We start from the raw sequence: 24225 nt of genomic DNA on the forward strand, positions 1-24225 counted from the left end.
TCACGCCATGAGCCAGCCGCCGCCCCCGCCGCCCGGTCAGCCGCCCCAGGGAGGCGGTTTCGGCGCACCCGAGGACCCGCCGCCGGGCGGTTTCGGTGCCCCGCAGAGCCCCCCGCCGGGCGGTTTCGGCGCACCCACTCCGCCGCCGGCCGCCCCGCCGCAGCAGCCACAGCAGCCCGGCTACGGCTACCCGCAGGCTCCCCAGGCCCCTCAGTCGCCGCAGACGCCGCCCCCGGCCGCGCCTCCGCAGCAGCCGTACGGATACCCCCAGGCGCCCGGGACGCCCCAGGGTGTCCCGGGCACGCCGCCTCCCGGCCAGCCCGGCTACGGCTACCCGGGCCAGCAGCCCCAGTACGGCTACCCGCAGCAGACCCCGTACGGCTATCCGCAGCCGTCCACCATGCCGCTGCAGCCGCAGGCGCCCGGCGGCGGCCGCAGGTTCAACGCCCAGGCCGTCATCATCGTCGCGGCCGTCGCGGTGATCGCCCTCATCGTCGGCGGCGGTGTCTGGTACGCGAACTCGTCCGGCAAGGACGACGGCAAGGACACCTCCTCGGGCACCGGCGGCACCGACGGCGACAAGGACGAGAAGGGCGGCGGTGACGACCCCATCGGCGGGGGCGGCACGGAGAAGGTGCCCTCCAGCACCAGCGCCAAGGTGCTCTTCCAGGTGCCCGCGGCCGCGGTGCCCGACAAGGAGGTCTGGAGCGTGGAGGGCTCCTGGCTGACCGACAAGGTGTACGCCAAGGCGGACGTCAGGCAGGTCATCGGCTACGACCCGGACACCGGCAAGAAGTCCTGGACCCTGCCTCTGACGGGCCTGACCTGCGCCGGGTCCCCCGAGGTCACCAAGGACGGCGTCGCCGTGGTGGTCGCGGAGGAGGCCAAGCGCACCAAGGCCGATCCGTATCCGCAGTGCACCCAGGTCACGGCTTTCGACCTGGACACCGGCAAGGCGCTGTGGACCAAGTCCATCGCCCCGGGCGGCGGCGAGAAGGCCGCGTTCAAGGAAGTCAGCATCACCGGCACCACGGTCGCGGCCGGCTCCGGCAACTCGGGCGGCGCCGCCTTCGATCTCACCACCGGCAAGGTCCTGTGGCAGCCGAAGGTCGACACGTGCCAGGACGTCGGCTACGCCGGCGGCGAGCAGCTCGTAGCCGTCCGCAAGTGCGGTGACTACGGCAACGAGAAGTACGAGGTCCAGCTGCTCGACCCGAAGACGGGCACCGTCAAGTGGGGTTACAAGCTCCCGACGGGCATCGACAACGCCAAGGTCATCTCCACCAAGCCGGTCGTCTTCGGCGTGGACTCGGGCGAGATCACCGCGTCCGGCGCCACGGAGGTCTTCTCGCTGGACGACAGCGGCAAGCTGCGCGCCACGATCAGGCTGGAGGAGGGCAAGTACGAGCACGACTGCGGTGTGAACAAGGTCCACTCCTGCAAGGCCATCGCGGTCGGCAACGAGAAGCTGTACGTGCCGACCAAGCAGCACGAGGGCGGCAAGCAGTACAGCCAGACCAACGAGATCGTCTCCTTCTCGCTGGCCAGCGGTAAGTCCACGGGCGACCGGGCCGACGCCGGCGACGGCTACGAGATCTTCCCGATCCGCATGGACGGTGGCAACGTCATCGCGTACAAGGACGGCCCCTACGACAAGGGTGCCCAGGTCGTCTCCATCGACGGCAAGAGCTTCAAGGCGACCAAGCTTCTGGAGACCCCGGCCACCGAGCAGGTCAGCGACGCGATCAGCGGCTTGGTGCCCAAGAGCTCGGAGATGCTCTACACCGGCGGCCGGCTCTTCATGGGCCAGGACCTGATCAGCAAGCCGTACACCGAGGGCGAGAAGGACTACTCGGCGATCGGCTTCGGCGCCGAGTAGTCGGTGGGCGGTCCGACGCCGATCTCGTACGCGGATCCCCTGTGCGGATCACGCACGCGGATCTCGTACGCCGATCAAGCGTTCGCCCGTCGAGCGCGGTCCCGTCCCTGCTCAGGGGCGAGACCGCGCTCGTACCCCGCATCGCTCGCGAATACGAGGAATTTCGGTAATCCGGGGCACTTCTCTCCTGTAGGGGAAGCGCAACGTCGAACAAGCGTGTAGCTTCCGGGGATGGAGAGCCGGGGGGCTCCTATCCATGGGGTACCAGTGGGGATCCTTGGGGGGACTGGGGGGTTGGGCTCGATGGGAGTGCGGCTCATGGTGGTCGACGACCACCGACTGCTCGCCGAGGCGTTGGCCTCGGCCTTGAAATTGCGCGGGCACCGCGTGCTGGCCGCGGCGGCTCCCGCGGCGGGAGCGGCGGAGCTGGTGATCACACGGGCGCCGGAGGTGTGCCTGATCGGTACGGCCACGCCCGCGGAACCGGGCATCTTCGACCCGGTGGTGAAGATCAAGCGCGAGCGCCCGCAGGTCGCGGTGCTGGTCCTCGGGCCGGTGCCCAACCCGCGCGGGATCGCCGCCGCGTTCGCCGCCGGAGCCTCCGGTTACGTGCGGCACGACGAGCGGATAGAGGGCGTCGAGCGGGCCATCATGAAGGCACGGGCGGGCGAGGCGGCCGTGGCGCCGCAGCTCCTGCAAGGCGCCTTCAGCGAGCTCCTCAATCCGGCGGCCCAGCCCGACGACGAGGGCCAGCGGCTGCTCCAGATGCTGACGCCTCGGGAGGTCGAGGTACTGGTGAGGGTGGCCGACGGCGAGGATACGAGGCTCATCGCCGCCGGCATGGGCATCGCCCCCAGCACCGCACGGACGCACGTCCAGCGAGTCCTGATGAAGCTCGGGGTGGGATCGAGGCTGGAAGCAGCCGCACTGGCAGCCCGAACAGGCCTCCTGGACCGAGCAGGCCCCCCACCCCCGCGCCTCGCTCCGGAGCCGCCCCCACCCCCGGAGCTATAGGGGACTGGAAGGTTTGGGACGTCGCAGGCGGTGCTCAGTTGTCCCGAACCTTCCAATCAGCCCTTCTTTTGCTCGGGTTCCTCCGGGAGGCGGTCTGCGTCCAGTGGGGGTGGGGTGGGGCGGAGCCGGAGCCAGGTCAGGAAGGACAGGCCTAGGGCGAGCATGGCCAGGCCGGTCCAGAGGTTGATGTTGACGCCCTCGGCCTTGTCGAGGTCGGCGTCGGACGCGGTGATGCCGGCGATCGTGACAATGATCCCGTAGATCGCGAACAGGCCGCCGATGATCCGCCGGATGTCGAAGAGCCGGGCGGCGGTGGCCGACTTGCCCTGCAGTTCGGTGACTTCGCGGTGGACGTCGCGCTCGGAGTACTCGGAGTGCTCGGAGTGCTCGGACATGGGTTACCGGTCCTTCATCGGTCGTGGGTCATCCATGGATGTCGGTCCTTCGGCGGTCAGAAGGAGAACGGGATGTAGCAGGCGGCGGCCAGGATCATGGCGCCCCAGCCGAGCAGCGCCGGCTTGCGGTACCAGGCGTCGTCGCCCTTGGCCGGCGGCTCGTCCATGCCGGGCGAGCGCGTGCCGTAGACCAGGCCCTGGAGGTCCGCCGTCGGCTTCGGCGCGGTGAAGAGCGAGACGGCGACCATCACCACCGCGCCGGCCACGAAGCCCGCGATCGCGGAGACGAAGTTGGCGCCCTGGTCGGAGGGGATGTCGATGACGTCCTGCTTGTACAGGACGAAGTAGTTGATCATCGCGACCGTTGTCCCGGCCAGCAGCCCCCAGAAGCCGGACTTCATCGAGGCGCGCTTCCAGAACATGCCGATGATGAAGACGACGAACATCGGCACGTTGAAGAAGGAGAACAGCGTCTGGAGGTAGCTCATGATGTTGGAGAAGGAGGAGGCCAGGAACGCCGTGCCGATGGACGCCAGCACACCGATCGCCGTGATCAGCCGTCCGAAGCGCACGTAGTACGCGTCCTCGCGGCCCTGGACCACGTACCTCCCCCAGATGTCGTTGGTGAAGACGGTGTTGAAGGACGAGATGTTGGCCGCCATGCCCGCCATGAAGGCCGCCAGCAGGCCCGTCACCGCGATGCCGAGGACGCCGTTGGGGAGCAGGTCCTCCATCAGGTAGGGGATCGCGTCGTTGTACTGGAGGTCGGAGTCGGGGGTCCCGATCTTCGGTACGAGCACGGCCGCGACCAGGCCCGGGATCATCACCAGGAACACGATGAAGATCTTCGGGAACGCGGCGATCAGCGGGGTGCGCTGCCCGGCGGACATGTTCTTCGCGGACAGGGCGCGCTGCACCTCGGCGAAGTTCGTCGTCCAGTAGCCGAAGGAGAGCACGAAGCCGAGGCCGAGCACGATGGTCAGCCAGTTGGCGCCGAGCGGGTTGTCGCTGCCGATGCCGGTGCCGCCCCACGCCGTGACGAAGTCGCCGCCGCGGCTCTCGGTCAGGGAGTCCGACAGGCCGTCCCAGCCGCCGACCTTCTTCAGGCCGAGCACGGTGATCGGGATGAGCGCGGCGAGGATGACGAAGAACTGGAGCACCTCGTTGTAGATCGCGGAGGACAGTCCGCCGAGCGTGATGTACCCGAGCACGAAGGCGCCCGCGACGACGATCGACACCCACTCCGGCCACCCGAGCAGCGCCTCGACGACGATGGCGAGGGCGTAGAGGTTCACCCCGGCGATGAGGATCGCGGCGAAGGCGAACAGGACCGAACTCAGCAGATGCGCTCCCTTGTCGAAGCGCAGCAGCAGGAACTCGGGTACGGACCGGACCTTCGAGCCGTAGTAGAAGGGCATCATCACCAGGCCGAGGAAGACCATGGCCGGGATGGCGCCGATCCAGTACCAGTGCGTGGTGTAGACGCCGTACTGGGCGCTGTTGGCGGCCATGCCGAGGATCTCCGTGGCGCCCAGGTTGGCGGCTATGAACGCGAGGCCGGTCACCCAGGCGGGTAGCGAACGCCCGGAGAGGAAGAAGTCGAGGCTGGTCCTCACCGAGCGGCGGGCGGCGAAGCCGATACCGAGGACCACGACGAAGTAGATCGCCAGGATCGTGTAGTCGAGCCAGTTGGTGGGAAGCCGCAGCTCCGCCGCCAGGTATGTGGGGGTCTGCATACAGTGCTCACTTCGGTTGGTGTTCTTTGTTTGGTTGTGATGGTGACCGGCGTGGGGGTTTGTGGTTTAATGTGTTTGGTTCTGTTTCAATGGTTTGATCGGGTACGGATGGAGAGTCCGGCGTGAAGAAGACCTCGACCCGGCTGGCCGACGGTCGCGAGCTCATCTACTACGACTTGCGCGACGACACGGTGCGCGACGCGGTGGACCGGCGCCCGCTCGACCGCACGGTCACCACCTCGGAGGTACGCCGGGATCCGCTCCTCGGCGACTCGGTGGCCATCGCCTCGCACCGTCAGGGGCGCACCTACCACCCGCCGGCGAACGAGTGCCCGCTGTGCCCCTCCGAGGGCGACCGGCTGAGCGAGATCCCGGACTCCTCGTACGACGTCGCGGTCTTCGAGAACCGCTTCCCTTCGCTGGCCGGTGACTCCGGCCGCTGTGAGGTCGTCTGCTTCACCTCGGACCACGACGCGTCCTTCGCCGATCTGACCGAGGAGCAGGCCGGTCTGGTCCTGGAGGCGTGGACCGACCGCACCGCCGAGCTGTCCCATCTCCCCTCCGTGGAGCAGGTGTTCTGTTTCGAGAACCGCGGCGCCGAGATCGGTGTGACGCTCGGACATCCGCATGGGCAGATCTACGCCTACCCCTTCACCACGCCTCGTACGGCACTGATGTTGCGGTCGCTGGCGGCGCACAAGGAGGCGACGGGCGGGGAGAACCTGTTCGACGAGGTCGTGGCCCGGGAGCTGGCCGGCGAGCGGGTCGTCCTGGAGACCGAGCACTGGGTGGCCTTCGTGCCGTACGCGGCGCACTGGCCGTACGAGGTGCACCTCTACCCGCGCCGCCGGGTGCCCGATCTGCTGGGTCTCGACGAGGGCGCCCGCACAGAGTTCCCCAAGGTCTATCTGGAACTCTTGAGGCGCTTCGACCGGATATTCGGTGAGGGCGAGTCCGCGACGCCGTACATCTCCGCCTGGCACCAGGCGCCGTTCGGCACGCTGGAGGAGTTCGACGGTGTGGTGCGGGAGGACTTCGCGCTCCACCTCGAGCTTTTCACCATCCGCCGTACGCCCGGCAAGCTGAAGTTCCTCGCGGGTTCCGAGTCCGGCATGAACGTGTTCATCAACGACGTGCCGCCGGAGTCCGCGGCCCAGCGACTGCGAGAGGTAGCGAGTTCATGAGTGGGAAGTACCTGGTCACCGGTGGTGCGGGCTATGTGGGCAGCGTGGTCGCGCAGCACCTGCTGGAGGCGGGCCACGAGGTGACCGTCCTCGACAACCTCTCCACCGGCTTCCGTGAGGCAGTCCCGGCGGATGCTTCCTTCATCGAGGGCGACATCCGCGACGCGGCCAAGTGGCTGGACTCCTCCTTCGACGCCGTGCTGCACTTCGCCGCGTTCTCACAGGTCGGCGAGTCGGTCGTGAAGCCCGAGAAGTACTGGGACAACAACGTCGGCGGCACGATGGCCCTGCTGGCCGCGATGCGCTCGGCGGGCGTGCGCAAGCTGGTCTTCTCGTCCACGGCGGCGACGTACGGCGAGCCGAAGGCGACCCCGATCGTCGAGTCCGCGCCCACGTCGCCGACGAACCCGTACGGTGCCTCGAAGCTGGCCGTCGACCACATGATCACCGGTGAGGCGGTGGCCCACGGACTGGGCGCGGTCTCCCTGCGCTACTTCAACGTGGCGGGCGCGTACGGCAGTTGCGGCGAGCGGCACGACCCCGAGTCGCACCTGATTCCTCTGGTGCTGCAGGTCGCGCAGGGCCGACGGGACGCCATCTCCATCTACGGCGACGACTATCCGACGCCGGACGGCACCTGTATCCGCGACTACATCCACGTGGCGGACCTGGCGGAGGCGCACCTGCTGGCCGTCGAGGCGGCCACGGCCGGCGAGCACCTCATCTGCAACCTCGGCAACGGCAACGGCTTCTCCGTCCGCGAGGTCATCGAGACCGTCCGTCAGGTCACCGGACACCCGATCCCCGAGGCGGTGGCCCCGCGCCGCGGCGGCGACCCGGCGGTGCTCGTGGCCTCCGCGGCCACGGCCCGCGAGCGGCTCGGCTGGAACCCGTCCCGCGCGGATCTCGCGGGGATCGTCGCGGACGCGTGGGCGTTCGCGCAGTACAGGGAGAGTGGCTCGTGAGTATCGCCGCAAGGTTCGAGGAACTGTTCGGGCGGGCCCCCGAGGGCGTCTGGGCGGCGCCGGGGCGGGTCAACCTGATCGGTGAACACACCGACTACAACGACGGCTTCGTCATGCCCTTCGCCCTGCCGCACACCACGGTCGCCGCCGTGGCACGCCGCGACGACGGGGTGCTGCGGCTGCACTCGGCGGACGTCGAGGGCGACCCCGTCGAGCTGCGTGTCGAGGAGCTGGCGCCGGGCGGCACCGACGCCTGGACCGACTACGTGAGCGGCGTGGTGTGGGCGCTGCGCGACGCCGGACACGCGGTGGGCGGCGCCGACGTCCACTTCGAGTCGACCGTGCCGACCGGCGCGGGCCTGTCCTCGTCGGCAGCCCTGGAAGTGGTCACCGCCCTCGCTCTGAACGACCTGAACGAGCTGGGCCTGGAGCGCTCGCGGCTGGCCCGACTGTGCCAGCGCGCGGAGAACGTCTACGTGGGCGCGCCCACCGGCATCATGGACCAGACCGCCTCGGCCTGCTGCACCGCGGGCCACGCGCTGTTCCTCGACACCCGTGACCTGTCCCAGCGCCAGATCCCCTTCGACCTGGCCGCCGAGGGGATGCAACTGCTGGTCGTCGACACGCGCGTCAAGCACGCCCACAGCGACGGCGAGTACGGCAAGCGGCGCGCGGGCTGCGAGGCGGGCGCGGCCGCGCTCGGCGTAGCCGCCCTGCGGGACGTCGCGTACGAGGATCTGGAGGGTGCCCTCGCTCGTCTCGACGACGAGGAGGTACGTCGCCTGGTGAAGCACATCGTCACCGAGAACCATCGCGTGGAGCACATGGTCGCGCTCCTGGAACAGGGCGCCACCCGCGCGATCGGCCCGGTCCTCACCGAGGGCCACGCCTCCCTGCGCGACGACTTCCGCATCTCCTGCCCCGAGCTGGACCTGGTCGTCGACACGGCCAACGCCTCGGGCGCCGTGGGCGCCCGCATGACCGGCGGCGGTTTCGGCGGCTCGGCGATCGTCCTCGTCGACACCTCGGACGCGGACACGATCACCAAGGCGGTGGAGGAGGCGTTCGAGGCGGCCGGCTTCAAGGCGCCTCGGGTGTTCGCGGCGGTGCCTTCGGAGGGTGCACGACGCCTGGCCTGACACAGGGCCTGGGGAGGGCCTGATTGGGTCTGACCTGGTCTGATCTGGCCTCACGGTGATCTCCGGGAACGTCGCAAAAGGAACTTTCAGGACGTTCCCGGATGGCTGCGGCGCATGAGTCGGGTGTGTCCGGATACCCGGCCGTCATGGCACGGACAGGCAAACTGCACGGCAGGCACGCCGCGACCGGCCAGGACACCGAGGCCGGGCGGGGAGCGGGTGCCGGGCCGGATGAACAGGTGGAGCGGCGGGCACCGGACGAACCCACCAAGCTGCCCAGGCGCTCCTGGTCGGCGGTGCTGAAAGGCACCGTCAAGGAGTTCAAGGACGATGAACTGACCGACCGGGCGGCGGCCCTGACCTACTACGGGATTCTGTCGCTGTTCCCGGCCCTGCTGGTACTCGTCTCGCTGCTGGGCGTCGCCGGTGAGTCGGCGACGAGGCAGGTGCTGGACAACATCCAGAACCTCACCCCCGGCTCGGCCCGCGATGTCATCCGCAACGCGGTACGGCAGCTGCGGGACAACGGCGGCCTCGGCTCGATCGTGGCGATCGTGGGTCTGCTGGTGGCGGTGTGGTCGGCGTCCGGCTACATCGCGGCGTTCATCCGCGCGGCCAACACCGTCTACGACATTCCCGAGGGCCGGCCGGTGTGGAAGGTGCTGCCGGTCCGGCTCGGCGTGACCGTGGTGCTGATGGTGCTCGCCGTGGCCAGCGCGCTGATCGTCGTGTTCACCGGAGGCGTGGCCCGCCAGGCCGGCACCGCTCTGGGGATCGGCGACACGTTCCTGACCGTCTGGTCGATCGCCAAATGGCCAGTGCTCGTCATCCTGGTCACCATCATGATCGCGATCCTGTACTGGGCGACGCCCAACGCGAAGGGCCGCGGTTTCCGCTGGGTCACGCCCGGCAGCTTCCTGGCCCTGGTGATCTGGATGATCGCCTCCGCGGGATTCGCGATCTACGTGGCCAACTTCGCCTCGTACAACAAGACCTACGGGGCCCTCGCCGGCGTGATCATCTTTCTGGTGTGGCTGTGGATCAGCAACCTGGCGATCCTGCTCGGCCTGGAATTCGACGCGGAATTGGTCCGCCAGCGCGCGGTGGCCGGCGGGCACCCGGCCGATGAGGAGCCGTACGTACAGCCGCGGGACACAGCAAAATGGGACGAAGAGGATCGCCGTCGTTTCGAGTGACCGGATCCTTCCGGAGCCCGAGGCGGCCGGAGCACCGAGGGGTCGCCGTCCGGGCACGGGACGGCCCCGACCGGGGGTGTGCCGCTATGAGACCACTGGCGGAACTGCGCGACGCGGATCGCCGACTGACCAGGTGGACGATCTCGTGGGACTCACGTTGGGCGCGGCGGGTGCTCCCCGTGGTGGAGGGCGCGGCCGAACACACCAAACTGTGGTGGGCGGCAGCCGCGACGATGGCTGCCGTCGGCGGGGCGCGGGGCCGCGGGGCGGCCGCCGCGGGCCTGGCCGGCACGGCGGTGGCGGAGTTGCTGGCCGTCCCGATGGCCAAGCGGCTGTACGCGCGTCGCCGTCCCCCGCAGGAGTGGATCACGCGGGGCGAGGCGGAGGACCGGCCCGACAGCTCTTCCTTTCCCTCCGGCCACACCGCCGCGGCCTTCGCCTTCACCGCCGCCGTCGCACCGATGTGGCCGACCGCCGGGGCGGCCTGCGCGGTGCCCGCGGCGATGGTCGCCGCGGAGCGGGTGCACTCCGGTGCGCACTATCCCTCCGACGTGGCCGCGGGCGGCGCCATCGGCCTGACCGCGGGCGCACTGGTGCGCTTCCTCTTCCAGGGGTACCCGGGCACCTGACCGCGCGGACGTGCCTCAACGGCGGCACCGTCCGTGACAGCCGAGGAAGAACGAAGAACAGAGCCGAGGAAGAACGAAGAACAGGGAGAAGGCGCAGCGATGACCAGAGACAAGCCGGGGACCGACAGGTCGGCGTCCACACCGGAGAAACTGCGCGAGCAGATCAAGGAAACGCGTGAGGAGCTGGGCCAGACCGTCGAGGCGCTGGCCGCCAAGGCCGACGTCAAGACGCGTGCCAGGGATAGGACCGTCGCCGTCAAACAGCAGGTCGGCGAGAAGACCACACAGGCCAGGACCCAACTGCGGGACAAGGCGACCCAGGCGGCCCACCGGGTCCAGGACAAGACACCCGAACCGGTGCGCACCAAGGCCGTCGCGGCCACCGAGCAGGTCCGCGACAAGGCGGCTCACGTCGGCCACCTCGCCCGGGACAAGGCCCCCGAGCCGGTCCGCGAGAAGACCGGCCAGGGCGTGCGGGCGGCGCGGGCCAACCGCACCCCGCTGCTCGTCGCGATTGGCGCCGTCGCCGCGTTCCTGCTCATCCGCCGCTCCCGAAGGAGGCGCCGATGACAAGCCGGGGCGTCACTTCGACGCGGCGGCCCCGTCCGAGGCACCCACGGCCGCCGAGTCTTCCCGCGTCACCGAAACGATGAGCTCCCGCAGCCGCTCCACGTACAGCCGCATGTTCTTGTACGCGACGTCGGTGTCCGGATAGCGGCAGGCCAGCTGCAGACCCTCGCGAAGCCTGGTGGTCCACGCGCACACTTGGTCGCCGTACGACACCCGGATCAGCCCGTACGCCTTCAGGTCCTGCCATCGATCCGACCCGGGGATGCCGCGCGCGTCGGCGAACGAGACGATCGAGTACAGGTCGGGAGACGTGGGCCGGAAGTCGGAGCCCAGCAGCCGGAGCACGCGGGCGATGGGCATCCGGGCCAGCGACCGGTTCTCCCGCAGCGCGGCGCGGACCATCGCCAGCGCGCTGTCGAAATCCGGCGCCTGCGCCACCGGAATCTCGATCGGCGCGCCGCCCACGAACCAGCCCACCGAATCCGACCACTGGGATTTCACCCTGGTGTGGAACGGCACGACCGTGCGGTACACCTGCTGCCCGCTGATCTCGCGGACGATGAGGGCGGTGGCCGCGAGGATGCCGGTCAGGCTTCCGCCGTACGGGCGGCAGTACGCCTCGAAGGCCGCCGCGGCCGTGTCGTCCACGAGCATCTCGTGGATGAACTTCTGGGTTGGCAGCGGCCCTTCGGGGTCGAGACCGAGGTCGACGGGGAAGTTCGGCAGCTTTCCGTCGCACTGCGCGACGAACTCCCGCCAGCGGTCGACGATCGCGTGCGTGTCGTCGATCTGATCGGCGTTCGTGCGCTCGGTCGCGCAGAAGTCGATGTAGCTCGCGACCGGTTTCGTGTCCGCGGCGCGGCCTTCGAGGAAGGCGGCGTAGAGCTCGTGGATCTCGGCGGCGATGCGGTAGATCGAGTACGCGTCGACGTTGCTGTGGTCGAACACCATGTAGACGCTGGTGCCGGCGTCCCTGACGACCGCGGTGAAAATGAAGTTCGGCCAGGTGAGCGCGTCCGCCACGATGTCGAAACGGTCCTGCAGGTACCGGATCAGCAGCGGTGCCTCGGGAAAGTCGCCGATGTCCTCGCGGTGCAGCACGACGGCGTCGGCGTCCAGCGTGAAGCGCCGCATTTCGTCATCGCTCCAGCGGAAGCCGCTACGCAGCGTCTCGTGCCGAAGTGTCCAGGCCTGGAGCGCGTCCTGGAGGACGTCGAGATCGACCTGTCCCGGGATGTCGAATGCCGTGCCGCTCCAGGTCGGCACGAACAAGCCGTCCTCGCGCACCGATCGCGCTGTTCGAACGTGGGACTCCTGTACGTACGAGGGTGGGCGGGAATCGTCCGGCAGACCGGTCGCGGCCTCGACGGTCGTCGGATGCAGTGTCCATTCCACGAGACGTCCGGGCCGGATCTCGCAGCGCTGGAGGTCGGTCATTCGCACGGGGCTCTCCGTTCCCATGCCCTCGGGACACAGGTAGGGCATGCCCGGACCAACGACCGGATGATCTGGGAGAAACGTCGTGAACGAGACCCGGCGGCCTCACGCCAGCCGCTTGGTCAGCGTGTACTCCGTAACCCCCGGCGGATAGTCGGGGATCACGCACACCACCTCGTACCCCTGCTTCAGGTAGAAATCCGGGGCCTGGAAGTCCCACGTCTCCAGGCGGGAGTTGAGACAGCCGCGAACCGTACGGGCCATATGTTCCGCCTGGGACAGGAGACGCGAGCCGATGCCGGAGCCTCGGTGGCGTTCGTCGACCCAGAGATACGTCACGTGGAGCCAGGTCGCCCATGTGTAACCGATGAGACCGCCGACGAGCTCGTCACCAGAGCCAGAGCCAGAGCCAGAGCCCGGCCCCAACGCCCAGATCTGGAGCGGAACTTCCCGCTCACCAGGGGTTCCGCGAAGAGAACGGAGTACAGGAGAGGCCGCCAGGTTGGCGTCCCGTAGCCGGGAACGCAGCAATTGGCTACGCTCTTTGTCGACTTCTGTCTCCATACGAAACATACGGCACACCATAAACGCGCTGGCCAACCAGTTCTGCAAATTACCTTCCGCTCCTGCCACCCGGCCTTACTCTGATGAGCAGCACCGGTGGGGGCCGGTGCTGCTCAGGGGGCGAGACAGTCGGGTACGACGCCCGGAGTGGGGGTAGCAGTCTCAGCACGGCGGCGGCCGTGTGGCTGCGGCACCCCGTTTGCCGGGCTCCAAGGGGGGCTCGGGATCACTCCGGACGCCGTACCTGCGTCGGTCGTCCCCCGACCAGTGGGGGTATCAGTGGTTCGCATCCGTGTCCTTGTCGTCGACGACCACCGCATTTTCGCCGAGTCACTCGCGGCCGCCCTGGCCGCCGAGCCCGACGTGGACGTCTCCGCGGCCGGCAGCGGTCCTGCCGCGCTGCGCTGCCTGGAGCGGGCGGCCGCGGAAGGCCGCAGATTCGACGTACTGCTCGTCGACGCCGACCTCGGCGGCAACGTGCCGGGCACCCGCCCGGCCGTGCCCGTGCACGACAGCAACGAAGAAGGCCTGGTCGACGGCATCTCGCTGGTCGCGGGCGTCCGTACGGGACAGCCCAGCGTCCGTATCGTCGTGCTCGCCGAGAAGGACGACCCGCGCCGCGCGGCCCTCGCCCTGCAGGCCGGCGCGTCGGGATGGGTGGCCAAGGACTGCTCGCTGTCCAGGCTGCTCACGGTCATACGAGGCGTGCTGCGGGACGAGACACACCTTCCGCCCGCCCTGCTCACCGGAGTCCTGCGCGAGCTGACCGCCGCCCGCAAGCACCGCACCGAGAGTGAGCGGCTGGTGGAGTCGCTGACCCCGCGTGAGCGGGAGGTCCTGCGGTGCATGGTCGCCGGGCTGGGGCGAAAGGCGGTGGCCGAGCGGCTCTTCCTCTCCCCGCACACCGTCCGCACCCATATGCAGAACGTGCTCGGGAAGCTGGGCGTGCACTCGACCCTCGCGGCCGTGGCGCTCGCCCGCCGGGCCGGGGTCGGACCGGTCGACCTAGCCGGGGATGTTGTCGAACGGGGCGGTCAGCTGGCGTAGCAGCCCGGCCAGCTCGCCGCGCTGGGCACTGCTGAGCTCCGCGAGGATCGCCCGCTCCTGGTCGAGGAGCCCGGCGAGCGCCTGGTCGGCGCGGTCGCGGCCCTCCTCGGTGAGGCGCACGAGGACGCCGCGCCGGTCGCTGGGGGCGGGGAGTCGCTCGACCAGACCCTTCTTCGCCAGCCGGTCGATACGGTTCGTCATCGTGCCGGAGGTCACCAGGGTCTGCGTGAGGAGCTGGCCGGGGGAGAGCTGGTACGGAGTCCCGGCACGCCTCAGTGCCGTCAGGACGTCGAACTCCCAGGGCTCCAGGGCGTGTTCGGCGAAGGCTATCCGGCGTGCCCGGTCCAGATGCCGGGCGAGTCTGCTCACGCGGCTGAGCACCTCGAGCGGTTCCACGTCGAGGTCGGGGCGCTCCCGGCGCCATGCTGCGACCAGCCGATCGACCTCGTCCTCCATGGCGATCAGTGTAGTGGTTGTGTCGATGTGGAGTCTCTTGATGTGGACTATCTTGACGTCAAGATAGTGACCGCCATACTTGACGGGACTCAGCGAGAGACTTCGAGACTCGGCGAGAGACTTCGAGGAGGCCCCATGCCTGCCGCCACCACCCCCACCTGGGACCCGGGCCAGTACCTGCGCCACGCGGAACACCGCGCCCGCCCCTTCGCCGAACTCCTCGCCCGCGTCCCGGCGCTGCCCGGCGACCCGGCCCGCATCGCCGACCTGGGCTGCGGCCCCGGCAACGTGACCACCCAGCTCGCCGAACGCTGGCCGGCCGCGCACATCACGGGCTACGACAACTCCCCGGAGATGCTGGCCAGGACGGATGCCTACGCGGGCCCGACGGCCGGCGGCGGCCGGCTGGACTTCGCCCACGCGGACCTCACGGACTGGGCGCCCACGGAGACGTACGACCTGATCGTCTCCAACGCGGCGCTCCAGTGGGTCCCCGGCCACCTGGACGCCATCCCCTCCTGGCTCGACGCGGTGGCCCCCGGAGGCACCTTCGCCTTCCAGGTCCCCAACAACATCGACGCGCCCCTGCACGCCCTGATGCGCGAACTCGCCGCCTCCGCCCGTTGGAGGGACCGCCTCACCGGCGTCCTCCGCCACGAGGACTCGGTCCACGCCCCGCTCGTCTACCTGGACCGGCTGGCCCGCCTCGGCTGCGAGGCGGACGTCTGGGAGACGACGTACATGCAGCTCTTGGCGGGCGAGGACCCGGTCCTGGACTGGTCGAAGGGCACGGGGATGCGGCCCGCGCTCACCGCTCTCTCGGACGACCCGGAGGCGCGGGACGCTTTCGTCACTGAGTACCGCCATCTGCTCCGCGACGCGTATCCGACGGCTCCGTACGGCACGGTGCTGCCGTTCCGGCGCCTGTTCGTGGTGGCCCGGAAGGCGGCCTGACGGGATGCTCACGGCCGTCGACCACGTTCAGCTCGCGGCTCCGCCCGGCTCCGAGCCGGCCCTCCGCGCGTACTACGTCGATGTCCTCGGCATGACCGAGCTCCCCAAGCCACCCGTGCTCGCCCCGCGCGGGGGCTGCTGGTTCCAGGCGGGTCCCGTGCAGTTGCACCTGGGCATCGAGCCCGACTTCCGTCCGGCGAAGAAGGCTCACCCCGGCCTGCGGGTCACGGGAATCGAGGCGTACGCGGCTCGCCTCGCCGCCCTCGGCGCGACAGTCACCTGGGACGACAACCTCCCGGGCCATCGCCGCTTCTACTCCGAGGATCCGGTGGGCAACCGGCTGGAGTTCCTGGAGCCGGTGGGCTGAGCTGCTCCGGCCGCACCGGCCCTCGTTCGGCTCAGAGCTGCTTGAGCGCGTCCAGTGTGATGTCGATGTCGATGTCGTACGGGGCGCTGATCTTGAGCTGGTCGTGGTGGATGCCGGTCGGTGCGTACGTCTTGGTCACCGGGTCGAGTTCGTAGACCCGTACAACGGGGTGCTGGTCCCCGCCGGCCATCTCGACCAGCCAGAAGTGGGGGATGCCCGCGGCGGCGTACTTGCGGGGCTTGGTGTCGCGGTCACGGGACTCGGAGTCGGGGGAGACCACTTCGACGGCGAGGAGGACGCCCTCGGCCTCGAACCGGGTCTGATTCGATCCGGTGACGGCGTCCGAGCGGACGACGGAGATATCGGGCTCGGGGCCGTTGCGGTGGTCCAGGATGACTGTCATCTCTCGCCTGACCTTCACTTCCGCGTGGACGGATCGGGCACTGCGGCGTAGGCCCGTCACCAGAAGGTCGATCATGGTGCTGTGGAAGTCCCGCTGCGGACTCACGAAAACAAGGCTCCCGTCGATCAGCTCGGTGTGCGGCGGGAGGTCGGGCAGCGTGAACAGGTCGTCCACGGTGTATCCGTCCTGCGGCGGCACCGGCCAGCGGCAGCCGTGCTCGGGCTCGTGCTCGGCGATCGGCTCGGCAGTCATGGTTCCTCCCATGGACGGGATCCTGGGCCATCTACTTCACCGTAGCGTTCGGAATTCCGCGCCGTCATCACAAAGAGTGACGTCGGCACGAACTCCGCCGAGCGGCCCACGTTCAGCTCTTCCGGCGCCCTATCAGCCGAGGCTTCGCCTCCAGCCCGTCCAGCCCGTGCCACGCCAGGTTCACCAGGTGGGCCGCCACCTCCGCCTTCTTCGGGCGGCGGACGTCCAGCCACCACTGGCCGGTGAGGGCGACCATGCCGACGAGGGCCTGGGCGTACAGGGGGGCGAGCTTCGGGTCGAAGCCCCGCCTCTTGAACTCGCGGCCCAGGATGTCCTCCACCTGAGTCGCGATATCGGAGATCAACGAAGCGAAGGAGCCCGTCGACTGGGGGATCGGGGAGTCACGGACCAGGATGCGGAAGCCGTCCGTGTACTCCTCGATGTAGTCGAGGAGGGCGAAGGCGGCCTGTTCGCACAGTTCGCGGGGGTGGCCTGCCGTGAGGGAGCTCGTCACCATGTCGAGGAGGCGGCGCATCTCACGGTCCACCACCACCGCGTACAGGCCCTCCTTGCCGCCGAAGTGCTCGTAGACGACGGGCTTGGAGACGCCGGCCTTCGCCGCGATCTCCTCCACCGATGTCGCCTCGAACCCCTTCGTGGCGAAGAGGGTGCGGCCGATCTCCAGCAGTTGGGCCCGGCGTTCCGCACCGGTCATCCGGGTACGGCGGGCGCGCCGTGGTTTTTCATTGCTCGAGGATGCGCTGGAGTCGGTCGCCACGCCGTCAATCATGCAGCCTCGGCGGTCTCCGGCTCGCGTCGGGAACCCTTCCCGTCGGGGTTCCGGCGGGAATCGATACGCGAGCGTGACGGCCAGCGCACGTCGTACGCCCAGCCGAGCTTCTCGAACCAGCGGATGATGCGGGCCGAGGAGTCCAGCTGGCCTGGCTCCACACCGTGGCGGGCGGAGGTCGGGTCGGCGTGGTGCAGGTTGTGCCAGGACTCGCCGCAGGACAGCACGGCCAGCCACCACACGTTGCCCGAACGGTCACGCGACTTGAAGGGGCGCTTGCCCACCGCGTGGCAGATCGAGTTGATCGACCAGGTGACGTGGTGCAGCAGCGCCACGCGAACCAGCGAGCCCCAGAAGAAGCCCGTGAACGCGCCCCACCAGGACATCGTGACCAGGCCGCCGACGAGCGCCGGGAGTGCCAGGGAGATCCCCGCCCAGAGGAGGAACTGGCGGGAGATCGTACGGATCGCGTTGTCCTTGATCAGGTCCGGCGCGTACTTGTCCTGCGGAGTCTGCTCCTCGTCGAACATCCATGCGATGTGCGCCCACCACAGGCCCTTCATCAGGGCCGGCACCGTCTCTCCGAAGCGCCACGGTGAGTGGGGGTCACCCTCGGCGTCGGAGAACTTGTGGTGCTTGCGGTGGTCGGCGACCCAGCGGACCAGCGGGCCCTCCACGGCCATCGAGCCGGCGATCGCCAGCGCGATGCGTAGCGGGCGCTTGGCCTTGAAGGAGCCGTGCGTGAAGTAGCGGTGGAAGCCGATCGTGATGCCGTGACAGCCGAGGTAGTACATGAAGACCAGCAGGCCGAGGTCCAGCCAGCTCACACCCCAGCCCCAGGCCAGCGGCACCGCGGCGAGGAGTGCTAGGAACGGGACGGTGATGAAGAGGAGAAGAGTGATCTGCTCGATCGAGCGCTTCTGCTCGCCGCCCAGCGTGGCGGAGGGGATTGAGGTGCCGTCGTTCGCCTTCGGGGCGTCGTCGAGCACATCGGAACTGGTGGTCATGGGGCGTCCCCTGTGGGGTCGAGGGTTGTGAGAGTGGCCGGTAATCGCGCCTGCCGCTGGCCGGAAACCGTGCCTACGGTTCCGTAACCTACGGCGTCGTAAGTATGGCAGCGTGCCGCCCGGCGGCAAGAGGTCGTGAGACTGCGCGTCCGCCCGGACACCTATCCTGGAGTCGTCGGACAGCGCGGTCCGCTTTCATTACTTCCATGGATGTCTGATTACTTCCACGGATGCCCGGTGCCTATGCGGCGCGTGCCGCCCAGGCCCGACGGGTTCCCCTCAGACGAGCTTCAACACTGCAAGGAGCCGCACCTGTGAGCAGTGCCGACGACCAGACCACGACAACCAGCAGCGAGCTGCGCGCCGATATCCGCCGCCTGGGGGATCTGCTGGGCGAGACCCTCGTACGGCAGGAGGGCCCCGAGCTCCTGGAGCTGGTGGAGCGGGTCCGGCGCCTGACCCGTGAGGACGGGGAGGCCGCCGCCGAGCTGTTGCGCGGGACGGAGCTGGAGACCGCGGCCAAGCTGGTGCGCGCCTTCTCCACGTACTTCCACCTGGCGAACGTCACCGAGCAGGTGCACCGCGGCCGCGAGCTGCGCGCCCGGCGTGCCGCCGAGGGCGGACTTCTGGCCCGTACGGCCGATCGGCTGAAGGACGCCGACCCCGAGCACCTGCGGCAGACCGTCAAGCACCTCAATGTTCGCCCGGTCTTCACCGCCCACCCCACGGAGGCGGCCAGGCGCTCGGTCCTGAACAAGCTGCGCAGGATCGCCGCCCTGCTGGAGACCTCGGTCATCGAGGCCGACCGGCGCCGCTACGACACCCGTCTGGCCGAGAACATCGACCTCGTGTGGCAGACGGACGAACTCCGGGTCGTCCGCCCCGAGCCCGCCGACGAGGCCCGCAACGCGATCTACTACCTGGACGAACTGCACGCGGGAGCGGTCGGCGACGTCCTGGAGGACCTCACCGCCGAGCTGGAGCGCGTCGGCGTCGTCCTGCCGGACGAGACCCGCCCGCTGACCTTCGGCACCTGGATCGGCGGCGACCGCGACGGCAACCCGAACGTGACCCCGCAGGTCACCTGGGACGTCCTGATCCTCCAGCACGAGCACGGCATCAACGACGCGCTGGAGCTGATCGACGAGCTGCGCGGCTTCCTGTCGAACTCCATCCGCTACACGGGCGCCACCGAGGAGCTGCTCTCCTCCCTCCAGGCGGACCTGGAGCGACTGCCCGGGATCAGCCCCCGCTACAAGCGCCTCAACGCCGAGGAGCCCTACCGCCTCAAGGCCACCTGCATCCGGCAGAAGCTGGAGAACACCAAGCAGCGCCTGGCCAAGGGGACCCCGCACGAGGACGGGCACGACTACCTGGGCACGGCCGAGCTGCTGGCCGATCTCACGCTCATCCAGACCTCGCTGCGCGAGCACCGGGGCGCGCTGTTCGCCGACGGCCGCATGAACCGTACGATCCGCACGCTCGCCGCCTTCGGACTCCAGCTGGCCACCATGGACGTACGGGAGCACGCGGACGCCCACCATCACGCGCTCGGGCAGCTCTTCGACCGGCTCGGCGAGGAGTCGTGGCGCTACGAGGACATGCCGCGCGAGTACCGGTACAAGCTGCTGGCCAAGGAGCTGCGGTCCCGGCGGCCGCTCGCGCCGACCCCGGCGCCGCTGGACGCTGCCGGCGAGAAGACCCTGGGGGTCTTCGAGACGGTGAAGCGGGCGCTCGCGGTGTTCGGGCCCGAGGTGGTCGAGTCGTACATCATCTCGATGTGCCAGGGCGCGGACGACGTGTTCGCCGCGGCGGTGCTGGCCCGCGAGGCCGGGCTGATCGACCTGCACGCGGGCTGGGCGAAGATCGGCATCGTGCCGCTGCTGGAGACGACGGACGAGCTGAAGGCCGCCGACACCATCCTGGAGGACATGCTGTCCGACCCCTCCTACCGGAGGCTGGTCGCGCTGCGCGGTGACGTGCAGGAGGTCATGCTCGGCTACTCCGACTCGTCGAAGTTCGGCGGCATCACCACCTCGCAGTGGGAGATCCACCGGGCGCAGCGGCGCCTGCGCGACGTCGCCCACCGCTACGGCGTACGCCTGCGTCTCTTCCACGGCCGGGGCGGCACCGTCGGCCGCGGTGGCGGCCCCTCGCACGACGCGATCCTCGCGCAGCCGTGGGGCACGCTGGAGGGCGAGATCAAGGTGACCGAGCAGGGCGAGGTCATCTCCGACAAGTACCTGGTGCCCTCGCTCGCCCGGGAGAACCTGGAGCTGACCGTCGCGGCCACGCTCCAGGCCTCCGCCCTGCACACCGCGCCGCGCCAGTCCGACGAGGCGCTGGCCCGCTGGGACGCGGCGATGGACGCGGTGTCCGACGCGGCCCACGCCGCTTACCGGCGGCTGGTGGAGGACCCCGACCTGCCGGCGTACTTCTTCGCCGCCACGCCCGTGGACCAGCTGGCCGACCTGCACCTGGGCTCGCGGCCCTCGCGCCGCCCCGATTCCGGGGCCGGTCTGGACGGGCTGCGGGCCATCCCGTGGGTGTTCGGCTGGACGCAGTCGCGGCAGATCGTGCCGGGCTGGTTCGGCGTCGGCTCCGGGCTGAAGGCACTGCGCGAGGCCGGCCTGGACAGCGTGCTGGAGGAGATGCACGAGCAGTGGCACTTCTTCCGCAACTTCGTGTCCAACGTCGAGATGACCCTCGCCAAGACGGACCTGCGGATCGCGAGCCACTACGTCGAGACGCTGGTCCCCGACGACCTGAAGCACGTCTTCGCCACCATCCAGGCCGAGCACGAGCTGACTGTGCGCGAGGTCCTGCGCATCACCGGCGAGCGTGAACTCCTCGACGCCCACCCGGTGTTGAGGCAGACCTTCACCGTCCGCGACGCCTACCTCGACCCGATCTCGTACCTCCAGGTCGCCCTCCTCAAGCGCCAGCGCGACGCGGCCGCGGCCGGCGCCGAGCCGGACCCGCTGCTGGCGCGGGCGCTGCTCCTGACGGTCAACGGTGTGGCGGCTGGGCTGCGCAACACCGGCTGATCGCTGCACGGACTTCCGCCGGACATATGGCGGTGCCCCTGTGCTCGTACATCCTGCGTACGAGCACGGGGGCACCGTTCGTTCGCGAGCTGGGCCGGGAGATCAGTCCTGGTTGGCCTTCCGGCGGCGGAACACCAGGTAGCCGCCCGCGCCGAGCAGCGCGGCCGCGGCTGCGGTGAGGATGCCGACGGGGGCGCCGCTGCCGGTCTCGGCGAGGTCGACGCCGCCGCTGCCCTGGGCGGACGGGCCCGCGGCCCCGTCAGAAGCGGATGAGGACGGCTCGGCCTCCGACTCGCCGTCCGTGTCCGAGGGCGAGGCGGGCACGGCGGACGGTGTACCGCCGCCTTCTTCGAACCCCTCGGAGCCCTCGCTTTCATCGGACCCCCCGGACCCCTCGCAGTCCGTCCAGAACACCTTGTGCTTCGCGGCCCCCTTCTCGCCGTCGAAGTTCCAGAACAGCTTGTAGTGCCCGTCAGGCAGCGACAGATCGTTCGTACGGCCGTGGCCCTCGGCGTCGAGCGTCAGCGCACCCGACTTCACGGTCTCGCCCTTGACGCCGGCGGTCGGGGCCCTGGACTCGATGTGCCAGTCGACCTGCTGGTCGCCGTCGAAGCCGAAGGCGTCGAGGTAGAAGGCGCAGACGTGCGGCTCGTTCTTGCGGAGCTCCTCGCCGGTGGCGGCGTCGTGGATCTTCACGGTGCCGTTGTCGCCGGGCGGAGTGGCGTGGGCGGCGGGGACGGCCGACAGGGCGGCCGTCGCGAGGGCGCCGACGACGAGGGCGCGGGTGGCGAGGGCGCGGGTGGCGAGGGCGCGGGTGAGGGTAGGCATGGGCAGTCCATCTTCGAGAGGTGGAACGGGAAGATGTGGAGGGGGCGGCTCAGCTTCCAGTTCCGCCGACAGCGGGTCAAGCGGCAGAACGCCCCCTGTGCGCCATGCGTTACGTATCGCCCCAACAGTCCGGGATAACGATCAGAGAACGTACGGATTTTCCCCGGACGTGCAGCCGTACAGGGAGCCGTCGGAGAACCGTCGAAGAGCCGCCGCGGAGTCGTCAGAGAGCCACGAAAGCGGCCGTGACCAGCGTCAATCCCGCGCCGCCGAGGGCCCAGGCGAGCCGGGTCAGCCGCAGTCCGCCCGCGACCACCATCGAGGCGAGCAGGAGCGCGCCGCCCAGCGGGACCCAGGCGTAGAGGAGTCCGCCGGGGCCGGTGCGGACGACCTCGTCGCTGCCGGGCTTCACGGCGACGGTGTACGTCCGGCCCTTCTCCACCGCGACCTCGCTGTCGAGGACGACCCGGTCGCGTGGGGTGTACCCCTCCGACGTGGGCCGGTACGGGCCCGTGCACCGGTCGTCGGCGCATCGCGTGACCGTCATCGTGCCGCGCTCGCGGCCCTTGGTGAGCATCACGTGCTGGGCGGTCCCCCAGGAGGCCCAGACGCCCGCGATCAGGAGCAGCGCCGCGATCGTCCCCATCGCCGCGAGCCGCCCGAACCGCAGCGCCGCGAACGTGTTCTGGCGGGAGGTGAGGGCAGGCATGGCGGTGATCCTTGGCCATGGCCCTGTGCTCGGTCAACTCCGGCAGGGCTTCGGAAGGGCTCCGGCGGTCGGACAAGTCCCGTGTTGTACGGACCTGTTCGGCGTCCCGGGTGGCCAGCCTCACGATGGTCGGCCTCGCGGTGGCCGGACTCACGAGTTGTACGACGACTGCGCCCGCTCCAGCCCGTCGATGACCAGGCTCTCCACCGAGTCCGCCGCACGGTCGACGAAGTAGTCCAGCTCCTTGCGCTCCGCGGCGGAGAAGTCCTTCAGCACGAAGTCGGCCACCTGCATACGCCCCGGGGGGCGCCCGATCCCGAACCGCACCCGGTGGTAGTCGGGACCCATCGCCTTGGTCATGGACTTGAGGCCGTTGTGCCCGTTGTCGCCGCCGCCGAGCTTCAGCCGCAACACGCCGTAGTCGATGTCGAGTTCGTCGTGGACGGCGACGATGTGGGCGGTCGGCACCTTGTAGAAGTCGCGCAGGGCCGTGACCGGGCCGCCCGAGAGGTTCATGTACGACATCGGCTTGGCCAGGATCACGCGGCGGCTGCCCGGACCGGGCGGGCCGATGCGGCCCTCGATCACCTGGGCCTGTGCCTTGCCGGCCCGCTTGAACTTGCCGCCGATCCGTCCGGCGAGGAGGTCGGCCACCATGAAGCCCACGTTGTGGCGGTTCATGGCGTAGTCGGGGCCGGGGTTGCCGAGCCCCACGATCAGCCAGGGCGCGCCTGGTTCCGTGGCCGTGGTCACGTCCGTGTCTCCCATGTGTCCTTGAACAGCAGTGTCCTTGACCGGCTGTCCTCTGACCAACTGTCCTTGATCAGCGGATACGCGCAGGCCGCCGCTCCCTCGGGAGCGGCGGCCTGCGAACGATGATGCGGTGCGGGATCAGGCCTCGGCGGACTCGCCGCCCTCGCCCTCGCCCGCGGCCTCCTCGGCCTGCGCGGCCAGCACCTGGAGGACGACCGCGTCCTCGTCGATGGCCAGCGTGGTGCCCTCGGGGAGCGGGACGTCCTTGGCGAGGATGGAGTCGCCGGCCGCCAGGCCCTCGATGGAGACGGTGACCGACTCGGGGATGTGCGTGGCCTCGGCCTCGACGGGCAGCGCGTTCAGCACGTGCTCGACCAGGTAGGCACCCGGAGCCAGGTCGCCCTCGGTGTGGACGTAGATCTCGACGTTGACCTTCTCGCCGCTGCGGACCAGCAGCAGGTCCACGTGCTCCAGGAAGCCCTTGATGGCGTCACGCTGGACGGCCTTCGGGATCGCGAGGTTGGTCTTGCCCTCGATGTCCAGGGAGAGCAGGACGTTCGGGGTACGCAGGGCGAGCTGCAGCTCGTGGCCCGGCAGCTTGATGTGGACGGGGTCGGCACCGTGGCCGTACAGAACGCCGGGAACCTTGTTCTCGCGGCGGATGCGGCGCGCGGCGCCCTTGCCGAACTCGTTACGGGTCTCGGCGGCGAGCCTGACGTCGGCCATGTCACTCCTCGTAGTACGTGGGGAAGATGGTCACCCGGCCAAACAATCGGCCTGCTACGAAGAGCGCGTCGATAACGGACCGCCACACCCAAAGAGTGCGGCCTCCCTCGCCGAGCAACTGTGACAGCTTACGCGGCGGAGAGGCCGTACAAGAAATCGATCTACCAGAGCCGACTAC

Annotated in this window: 24 protein-coding genes; 12 read left to right on the forward strand and 12 right to left on the reverse strand. The window is 69.5% G+C overall.

The genetic code is table 11. The features are described from left to right. Positions 1-7 precede the first annotated feature (7 nt). Both ACTWQR_RS20100 and ACTWQR_RS20105 read left to right on the forward strand, forming a co-directional pair. Complete coding sequence (locus ACTWQR_RS20100; RefSeq protein ID WP_443228487.1) at positions 8-1879, forward strand: outer membrane protein assembly factor BamB family protein; 1872 nt, start codon at positions 8-10, stop codon at positions 1877-1879. Positions 1880-2182: 303 nt separating this feature from the next. Continuing rightward, positions 2183-2893 (forward strand): helix-turn-helix transcriptional regulator, encoded by a 711-nt coding sequence (locus ACTWQR_RS20105; protein WP_443228488.1) that lies wholly within the window; start codon positions 2183-2185, stop codon positions 2891-2893. A gap of 56 nt (positions 2894-2949) precedes the next feature. On the opposite strand, the gene ACTWQR_RS20110 is transcribed toward ACTWQR_RS20105, so the two are convergent. Then, entirely contained in the window at positions 2950-3288 is a 339-nt protein-coding gene (locus ACTWQR_RS20110) for a hypothetical protein (protein ID WP_443228489.1), read from the reverse strand. Positions 3289-3344: 56 nt separating this feature from the next. Beyond that, positions 3345-5024, reverse strand: coding sequence for a sodium:solute symporter family protein (locus ACTWQR_RS20115; RefSeq protein WP_443228490.1), 1680 nt, complete (start codon positions 5022-5024; stop codon positions 3345-3347). A 122-nt stretch (positions 5025-5146) separates the two neighbouring features. Here ACTWQR_RS20115 and galT point away from each other — a divergent pair, with 122 nt between their 5' ends. The 6 genes from galT (at position 5147) to ACTWQR_RS20145 (ending at position 10707) form a co-directional block, all read left to right on the forward strand. Beyond that, on the forward strand, positions 5147-6208 hold the full coding sequence (galT, locus tag ACTWQR_RS20120) for a galactose-1-phosphate uridylyltransferase (RefSeq protein WP_443228491.1): 1062 nt from the start codon (positions 5147-5149) through the stop codon (positions 6206-6208). Beyond that, positions 6205-7173, forward strand: coding sequence for a UDP-glucose 4-epimerase GalE (galE, locus tag ACTWQR_RS20125; RefSeq protein ID WP_443228492.1), 969 nt, complete (start codon positions 6205-6207; stop codon positions 7171-7173). Before galT ends, galE begins: the two co-directional genes overlap by 4 nt. After that, positions 7170-8312: a galactokinase gene (galK, locus tag ACTWQR_RS20130; RefSeq protein WP_443228493.1), complete on the forward strand. Its 1143-nt coding sequence runs from the start codon at positions 7170-7172 to the stop codon at positions 8310-8312. Before galE ends, galK begins: the two co-directional genes overlap by 4 nt. A gap of 146 nt (positions 8313-8458) precedes the next feature. Beyond that, complete coding sequence (locus ACTWQR_RS20135; RefSeq protein ID WP_443228494.1) at positions 8459-9508, forward strand: YihY/virulence factor BrkB family protein; 1050 nt, start codon at positions 8459-8461, stop codon at positions 9506-9508. 86 nt (positions 9509-9594) lie between these two features. Next, positions 9595-10137, forward strand: a complete 543-nt coding sequence (locus tag ACTWQR_RS20140; RefSeq protein ID WP_443228495.1) for a phosphatase PAP2 family protein — start codon at positions 9595-9597, stop codon at positions 10135-10137. Positions 10138-10236: 99 nt separating this feature from the next. Next, positions 10237-10707 (forward strand): DUF3618 domain-containing protein, encoded by a 471-nt coding sequence (locus ACTWQR_RS20145; RefSeq protein WP_443228496.1) that lies wholly within the window; start codon positions 10237-10239, stop codon positions 10705-10707. Positions 10708-10719: 12 nt separating this feature from the next. On the opposite strand, the gene ACTWQR_RS20150 is transcribed toward ACTWQR_RS20145, so the two are convergent. After that, positions 10720-12150 carry a condensation domain-containing protein gene (locus tag ACTWQR_RS20150; protein WP_443228497.1) on the reverse strand — a complete coding sequence of 477 codons (1431 nt, stop codon included), beginning with the start codon at positions 12148-12150 and terminating at the stop codon, positions 10720-10722. A gap of 99 nt (positions 12151-12249) precedes the next feature. Next, positions 12250-12729: a GNAT family N-acetyltransferase gene (locus ACTWQR_RS20155; RefSeq protein ID WP_443228539.1), complete on the reverse strand. Its 480-nt coding sequence runs from the start codon at positions 12727-12729 to the stop codon at positions 12250-12252. Between the two features lie 258 nt (positions 12730-12987). Here ACTWQR_RS20155 and ACTWQR_RS20160 point away from each other — a divergent pair, with 258 nt between their 5' ends. Continuing rightward, entirely contained in the window at positions 12988-13755 is a 768-nt protein-coding gene (locus ACTWQR_RS20160; RefSeq protein WP_443228498.1) for a LuxR C-terminal-related transcriptional regulator, read from the forward strand. On the opposite strand, the gene ACTWQR_RS20165 is transcribed toward ACTWQR_RS20160, so the two are convergent. Beyond that, positions 13714-14211 (reverse strand): MarR family winged helix-turn-helix transcriptional regulator, encoded by a 498-nt coding sequence (locus ACTWQR_RS20165; protein WP_443228499.1) that lies wholly within the window; start codon positions 14209-14211, stop codon positions 13714-13716. The two genes, ACTWQR_RS20160 and ACTWQR_RS20165, sit on opposite strands and share 42 nt — an antisense overlap. Positions 14212-14346: 135 nt before the next feature. Here ACTWQR_RS20165 and ACTWQR_RS20170 point away from each other — a divergent pair, with 135 nt between their 5' ends. Both ACTWQR_RS20170 and ACTWQR_RS20175 read left to right on the forward strand, forming a co-directional pair. Further along, on the forward strand, positions 14347-15165 hold the full coding sequence (locus tag ACTWQR_RS20170; protein ID WP_443228500.1) for a trans-aconitate 2-methyltransferase: 819 nt from the start codon (positions 14347-14349) through the stop codon (positions 15163-15165). 4 nt (positions 15166-15169) lie between these two features. Continuing rightward, positions 15170-15532: a VOC family protein gene (locus ACTWQR_RS20175; RefSeq protein ID WP_443228501.1), complete on the forward strand. Its 363-nt coding sequence runs from the start codon at positions 15170-15172 to the stop codon at positions 15530-15532. A gap of 31 nt (positions 15533-15563) precedes the next feature. On the opposite strand, the gene ACTWQR_RS20180 is transcribed toward ACTWQR_RS20175, so the two are convergent. The 3 genes from ACTWQR_RS20180 to ACTWQR_RS20190 all read right to left on the reverse strand — a co-directional run bounded on the left by ACTWQR_RS20180 (position 15564) and on the right by ACTWQR_RS20190 (position 17984). After that, positions 15564-16187 (reverse strand): Uma2 family endonuclease, encoded by a 624-nt coding sequence (locus tag ACTWQR_RS20180; protein ID WP_443228502.1) that lies wholly within the window; start codon positions 16185-16187, stop codon positions 15564-15566. A gap of 112 nt (positions 16188-16299) precedes the next feature. Beyond that, a complete protein-coding gene (locus ACTWQR_RS20185; protein ID WP_443228503.1) occupies positions 16300-16977 on the reverse strand; it encodes a TetR family transcriptional regulator in 678 nt (225 codons plus the stop codon). After that, positions 16974-17984, reverse strand: coding sequence for an acyl-CoA desaturase (locus ACTWQR_RS20190; RefSeq protein WP_443228504.1), 1011 nt, complete (start codon positions 17982-17984; stop codon positions 16974-16976). The genes ACTWQR_RS20185 and ACTWQR_RS20190 overlap by 4 nt, the downstream gene beginning before the upstream one ends. Positions 17985-18298: 314 nt before the next feature. On the opposite strand from ACTWQR_RS20190, the gene ppc reads away from it, so the two are divergent. Then, positions 18299-21031, forward strand: a complete 2733-nt coding sequence (gene ppc / locus ACTWQR_RS20195; RefSeq protein WP_443228505.1) for a phosphoenolpyruvate carboxylase — start codon at positions 18299-18301, stop codon at positions 21029-21031. A 102-nt stretch (positions 21032-21133) separates the two neighbouring features. Here ppc and ACTWQR_RS20200 read toward each other — a convergent pair whose 3' ends face one another. From ACTWQR_RS20200 to ACTWQR_RS20215, 4 genes are all read right to left on the reverse strand, one after another. Further along, positions 21134-21859: an LPXTG cell wall anchor domain-containing protein gene (locus ACTWQR_RS20200; RefSeq protein WP_443228506.1), complete on the reverse strand. Its 726-nt coding sequence runs from the start codon at positions 21857-21859 to the stop codon at positions 21134-21136. A gap of 223 nt (positions 21860-22082) precedes the next feature. Beyond that, positions 22083-22568 (reverse strand): hypothetical protein, encoded by a 486-nt coding sequence (locus ACTWQR_RS20205; RefSeq protein ID WP_443228507.1) that lies wholly within the window; start codon positions 22566-22568, stop codon positions 22083-22085. A gap of 150 nt (positions 22569-22718) precedes the next feature. After that, entirely contained in the window at positions 22719-23336 is a 618-nt protein-coding gene (gene pth / locus ACTWQR_RS20210; RefSeq protein ID WP_443228508.1) for an aminoacyl-tRNA hydrolase, read from the reverse strand. 123 nt (positions 23337-23459) lie between these two features. Beyond that, positions 23460-24047: a 50S ribosomal protein L25/general stress protein Ctc gene (locus tag ACTWQR_RS20215; RefSeq protein WP_443228509.1), complete on the reverse strand. Its 588-nt coding sequence runs from the start codon at positions 24045-24047 to the stop codon at positions 23460-23462. Positions 24048-24225 lie beyond the last annotated feature (178 nt).

Source organism: Streptomyces sp. 2A115 (genome assembly GCF_052245575.1).
Lineage (GTDB): Bacteria > Actinomycetota > Actinomycetes > Streptomycetales > Streptomycetaceae > Streptomyces.

What these genes read in the sequence shown, in the direction of transcription:
- ACTWQR_RS20100 (WP_443228487.1), top strand. Translation starts at nt 8, where the DNA reads ATGAGCCAGCCGCCGCCCCCGCCGCCCGGTCAGCCGCCCCAGGGAGGC.
- ACTWQR_RS20105 (WP_443228488.1), top strand. Translation starts at nt 2,183, where the DNA reads ATGGGAGTGCGGCTCATGGTGGTCGACGACCACCGACTGCTCGCCGAG.
- ACTWQR_RS20110 (WP_443228489.1), bottom strand. Translation starts at nt 3,288, where the DNA reads ATGTCCGAGCACTCCGAGCACTCCGAGTACTCCGAGCGCGACGTCCAC.
- ACTWQR_RS20115 (WP_443228490.1), bottom strand. Translation starts at nt 5,024, where the DNA reads ATGCAGACCCCCACATACCTGGCGGCGGAGCTGCGGCTTCCCACCAAC.
- galE (WP_443228492.1), top strand. Translation starts at nt 6,205, where the DNA reads ATGAGTGGGAAGTACCTGGTCACCGGTGGTGCGGGCTATGTGGGCAGC.
- ACTWQR_RS20135 (WP_443228494.1), top strand. Translation starts at nt 8,459, where the DNA reads ATGGCACGGACAGGCAAACTGCACGGCAGGCACGCCGCGACCGGCCAG.
- ACTWQR_RS20140 (WP_443228495.1), top strand. Translation starts at nt 9,595, where the DNA reads ATGAGACCACTGGCGGAACTGCGCGACGCGGATCGCCGACTGACCAGG.
- ACTWQR_RS20145 (WP_443228496.1), top strand. Translation starts at nt 10,237, where the DNA reads ATGACCAGAGACAAGCCGGGGACCGACAGGTCGGCGTCCACACCGGAG.
- ACTWQR_RS20155 (WP_443228539.1), bottom strand. Translation starts at nt 12,729, where the DNA reads ATGGTGTGCCGTATGTTTCGTATGGAGACAGAAGTCGACAAAGAGCGT.
- ACTWQR_RS20165 (WP_443228499.1), bottom strand. Translation starts at nt 14,211, where the DNA reads ATGGAGGACGAGGTCGATCGGCTGGTCGCAGCATGGCGCCGGGAGCGC.
- ACTWQR_RS20170 (WP_443228500.1), top strand. Translation starts at nt 14,347, where the DNA reads ATGCCTGCCGCCACCACCCCCACCTGGGACCCGGGCCAGTACCTGCGC.
- ACTWQR_RS20175 (WP_443228501.1), top strand. Translation starts at nt 15,170, where the DNA reads ATGCTCACGGCCGTCGACCACGTTCAGCTCGCGGCTCCGCCCGGCTCC.
- ACTWQR_RS20180 (WP_443228502.1), bottom strand. Translation starts at nt 16,187, where the DNA reads ATGACTGCCGAGCCGATCGCCGAGCACGAGCCCGAGCACGGCTGCCGC.
- ACTWQR_RS20185 (WP_443228503.1), bottom strand. Translation starts at nt 16,977, where the DNA reads ATGATTGACGGCGTGGCGACCGACTCCAGCGCATCCTCGAGCAATGAA.
- ACTWQR_RS20190 (WP_443228504.1), bottom strand. Translation starts at nt 17,984, where the DNA reads ATGACCACCAGTTCCGATGTGCTCGACGACGCCCCGAAGGCGAACGAC.
- ACTWQR_RS20200 (WP_443228506.1), bottom strand. Translation starts at nt 21,859, where the DNA reads ATGCCTACCCTCACCCGCGCCCTCGCCACCCGCGCCCTCGCCACCCGC.
- ACTWQR_RS20205 (WP_443228507.1), bottom strand. Translation starts at nt 22,568, where the DNA reads ATGCCTGCCCTCACCTCCCGCCAGAACACGTTCGCGGCGCTGCGGTTC.
- pth (WP_443228508.1), bottom strand. Translation starts at nt 23,336, where the DNA reads ATGGGAGACACGGACGTGACCACGGCCACGGAACCAGGCGCGCCCTGG.
- ACTWQR_RS20215 (WP_443228509.1), bottom strand. Translation starts at nt 24,047, where the DNA reads ATGGCCGACGTCAGGCTCGCCGCCGAGACCCGTAACGAGTTCGGCAAG.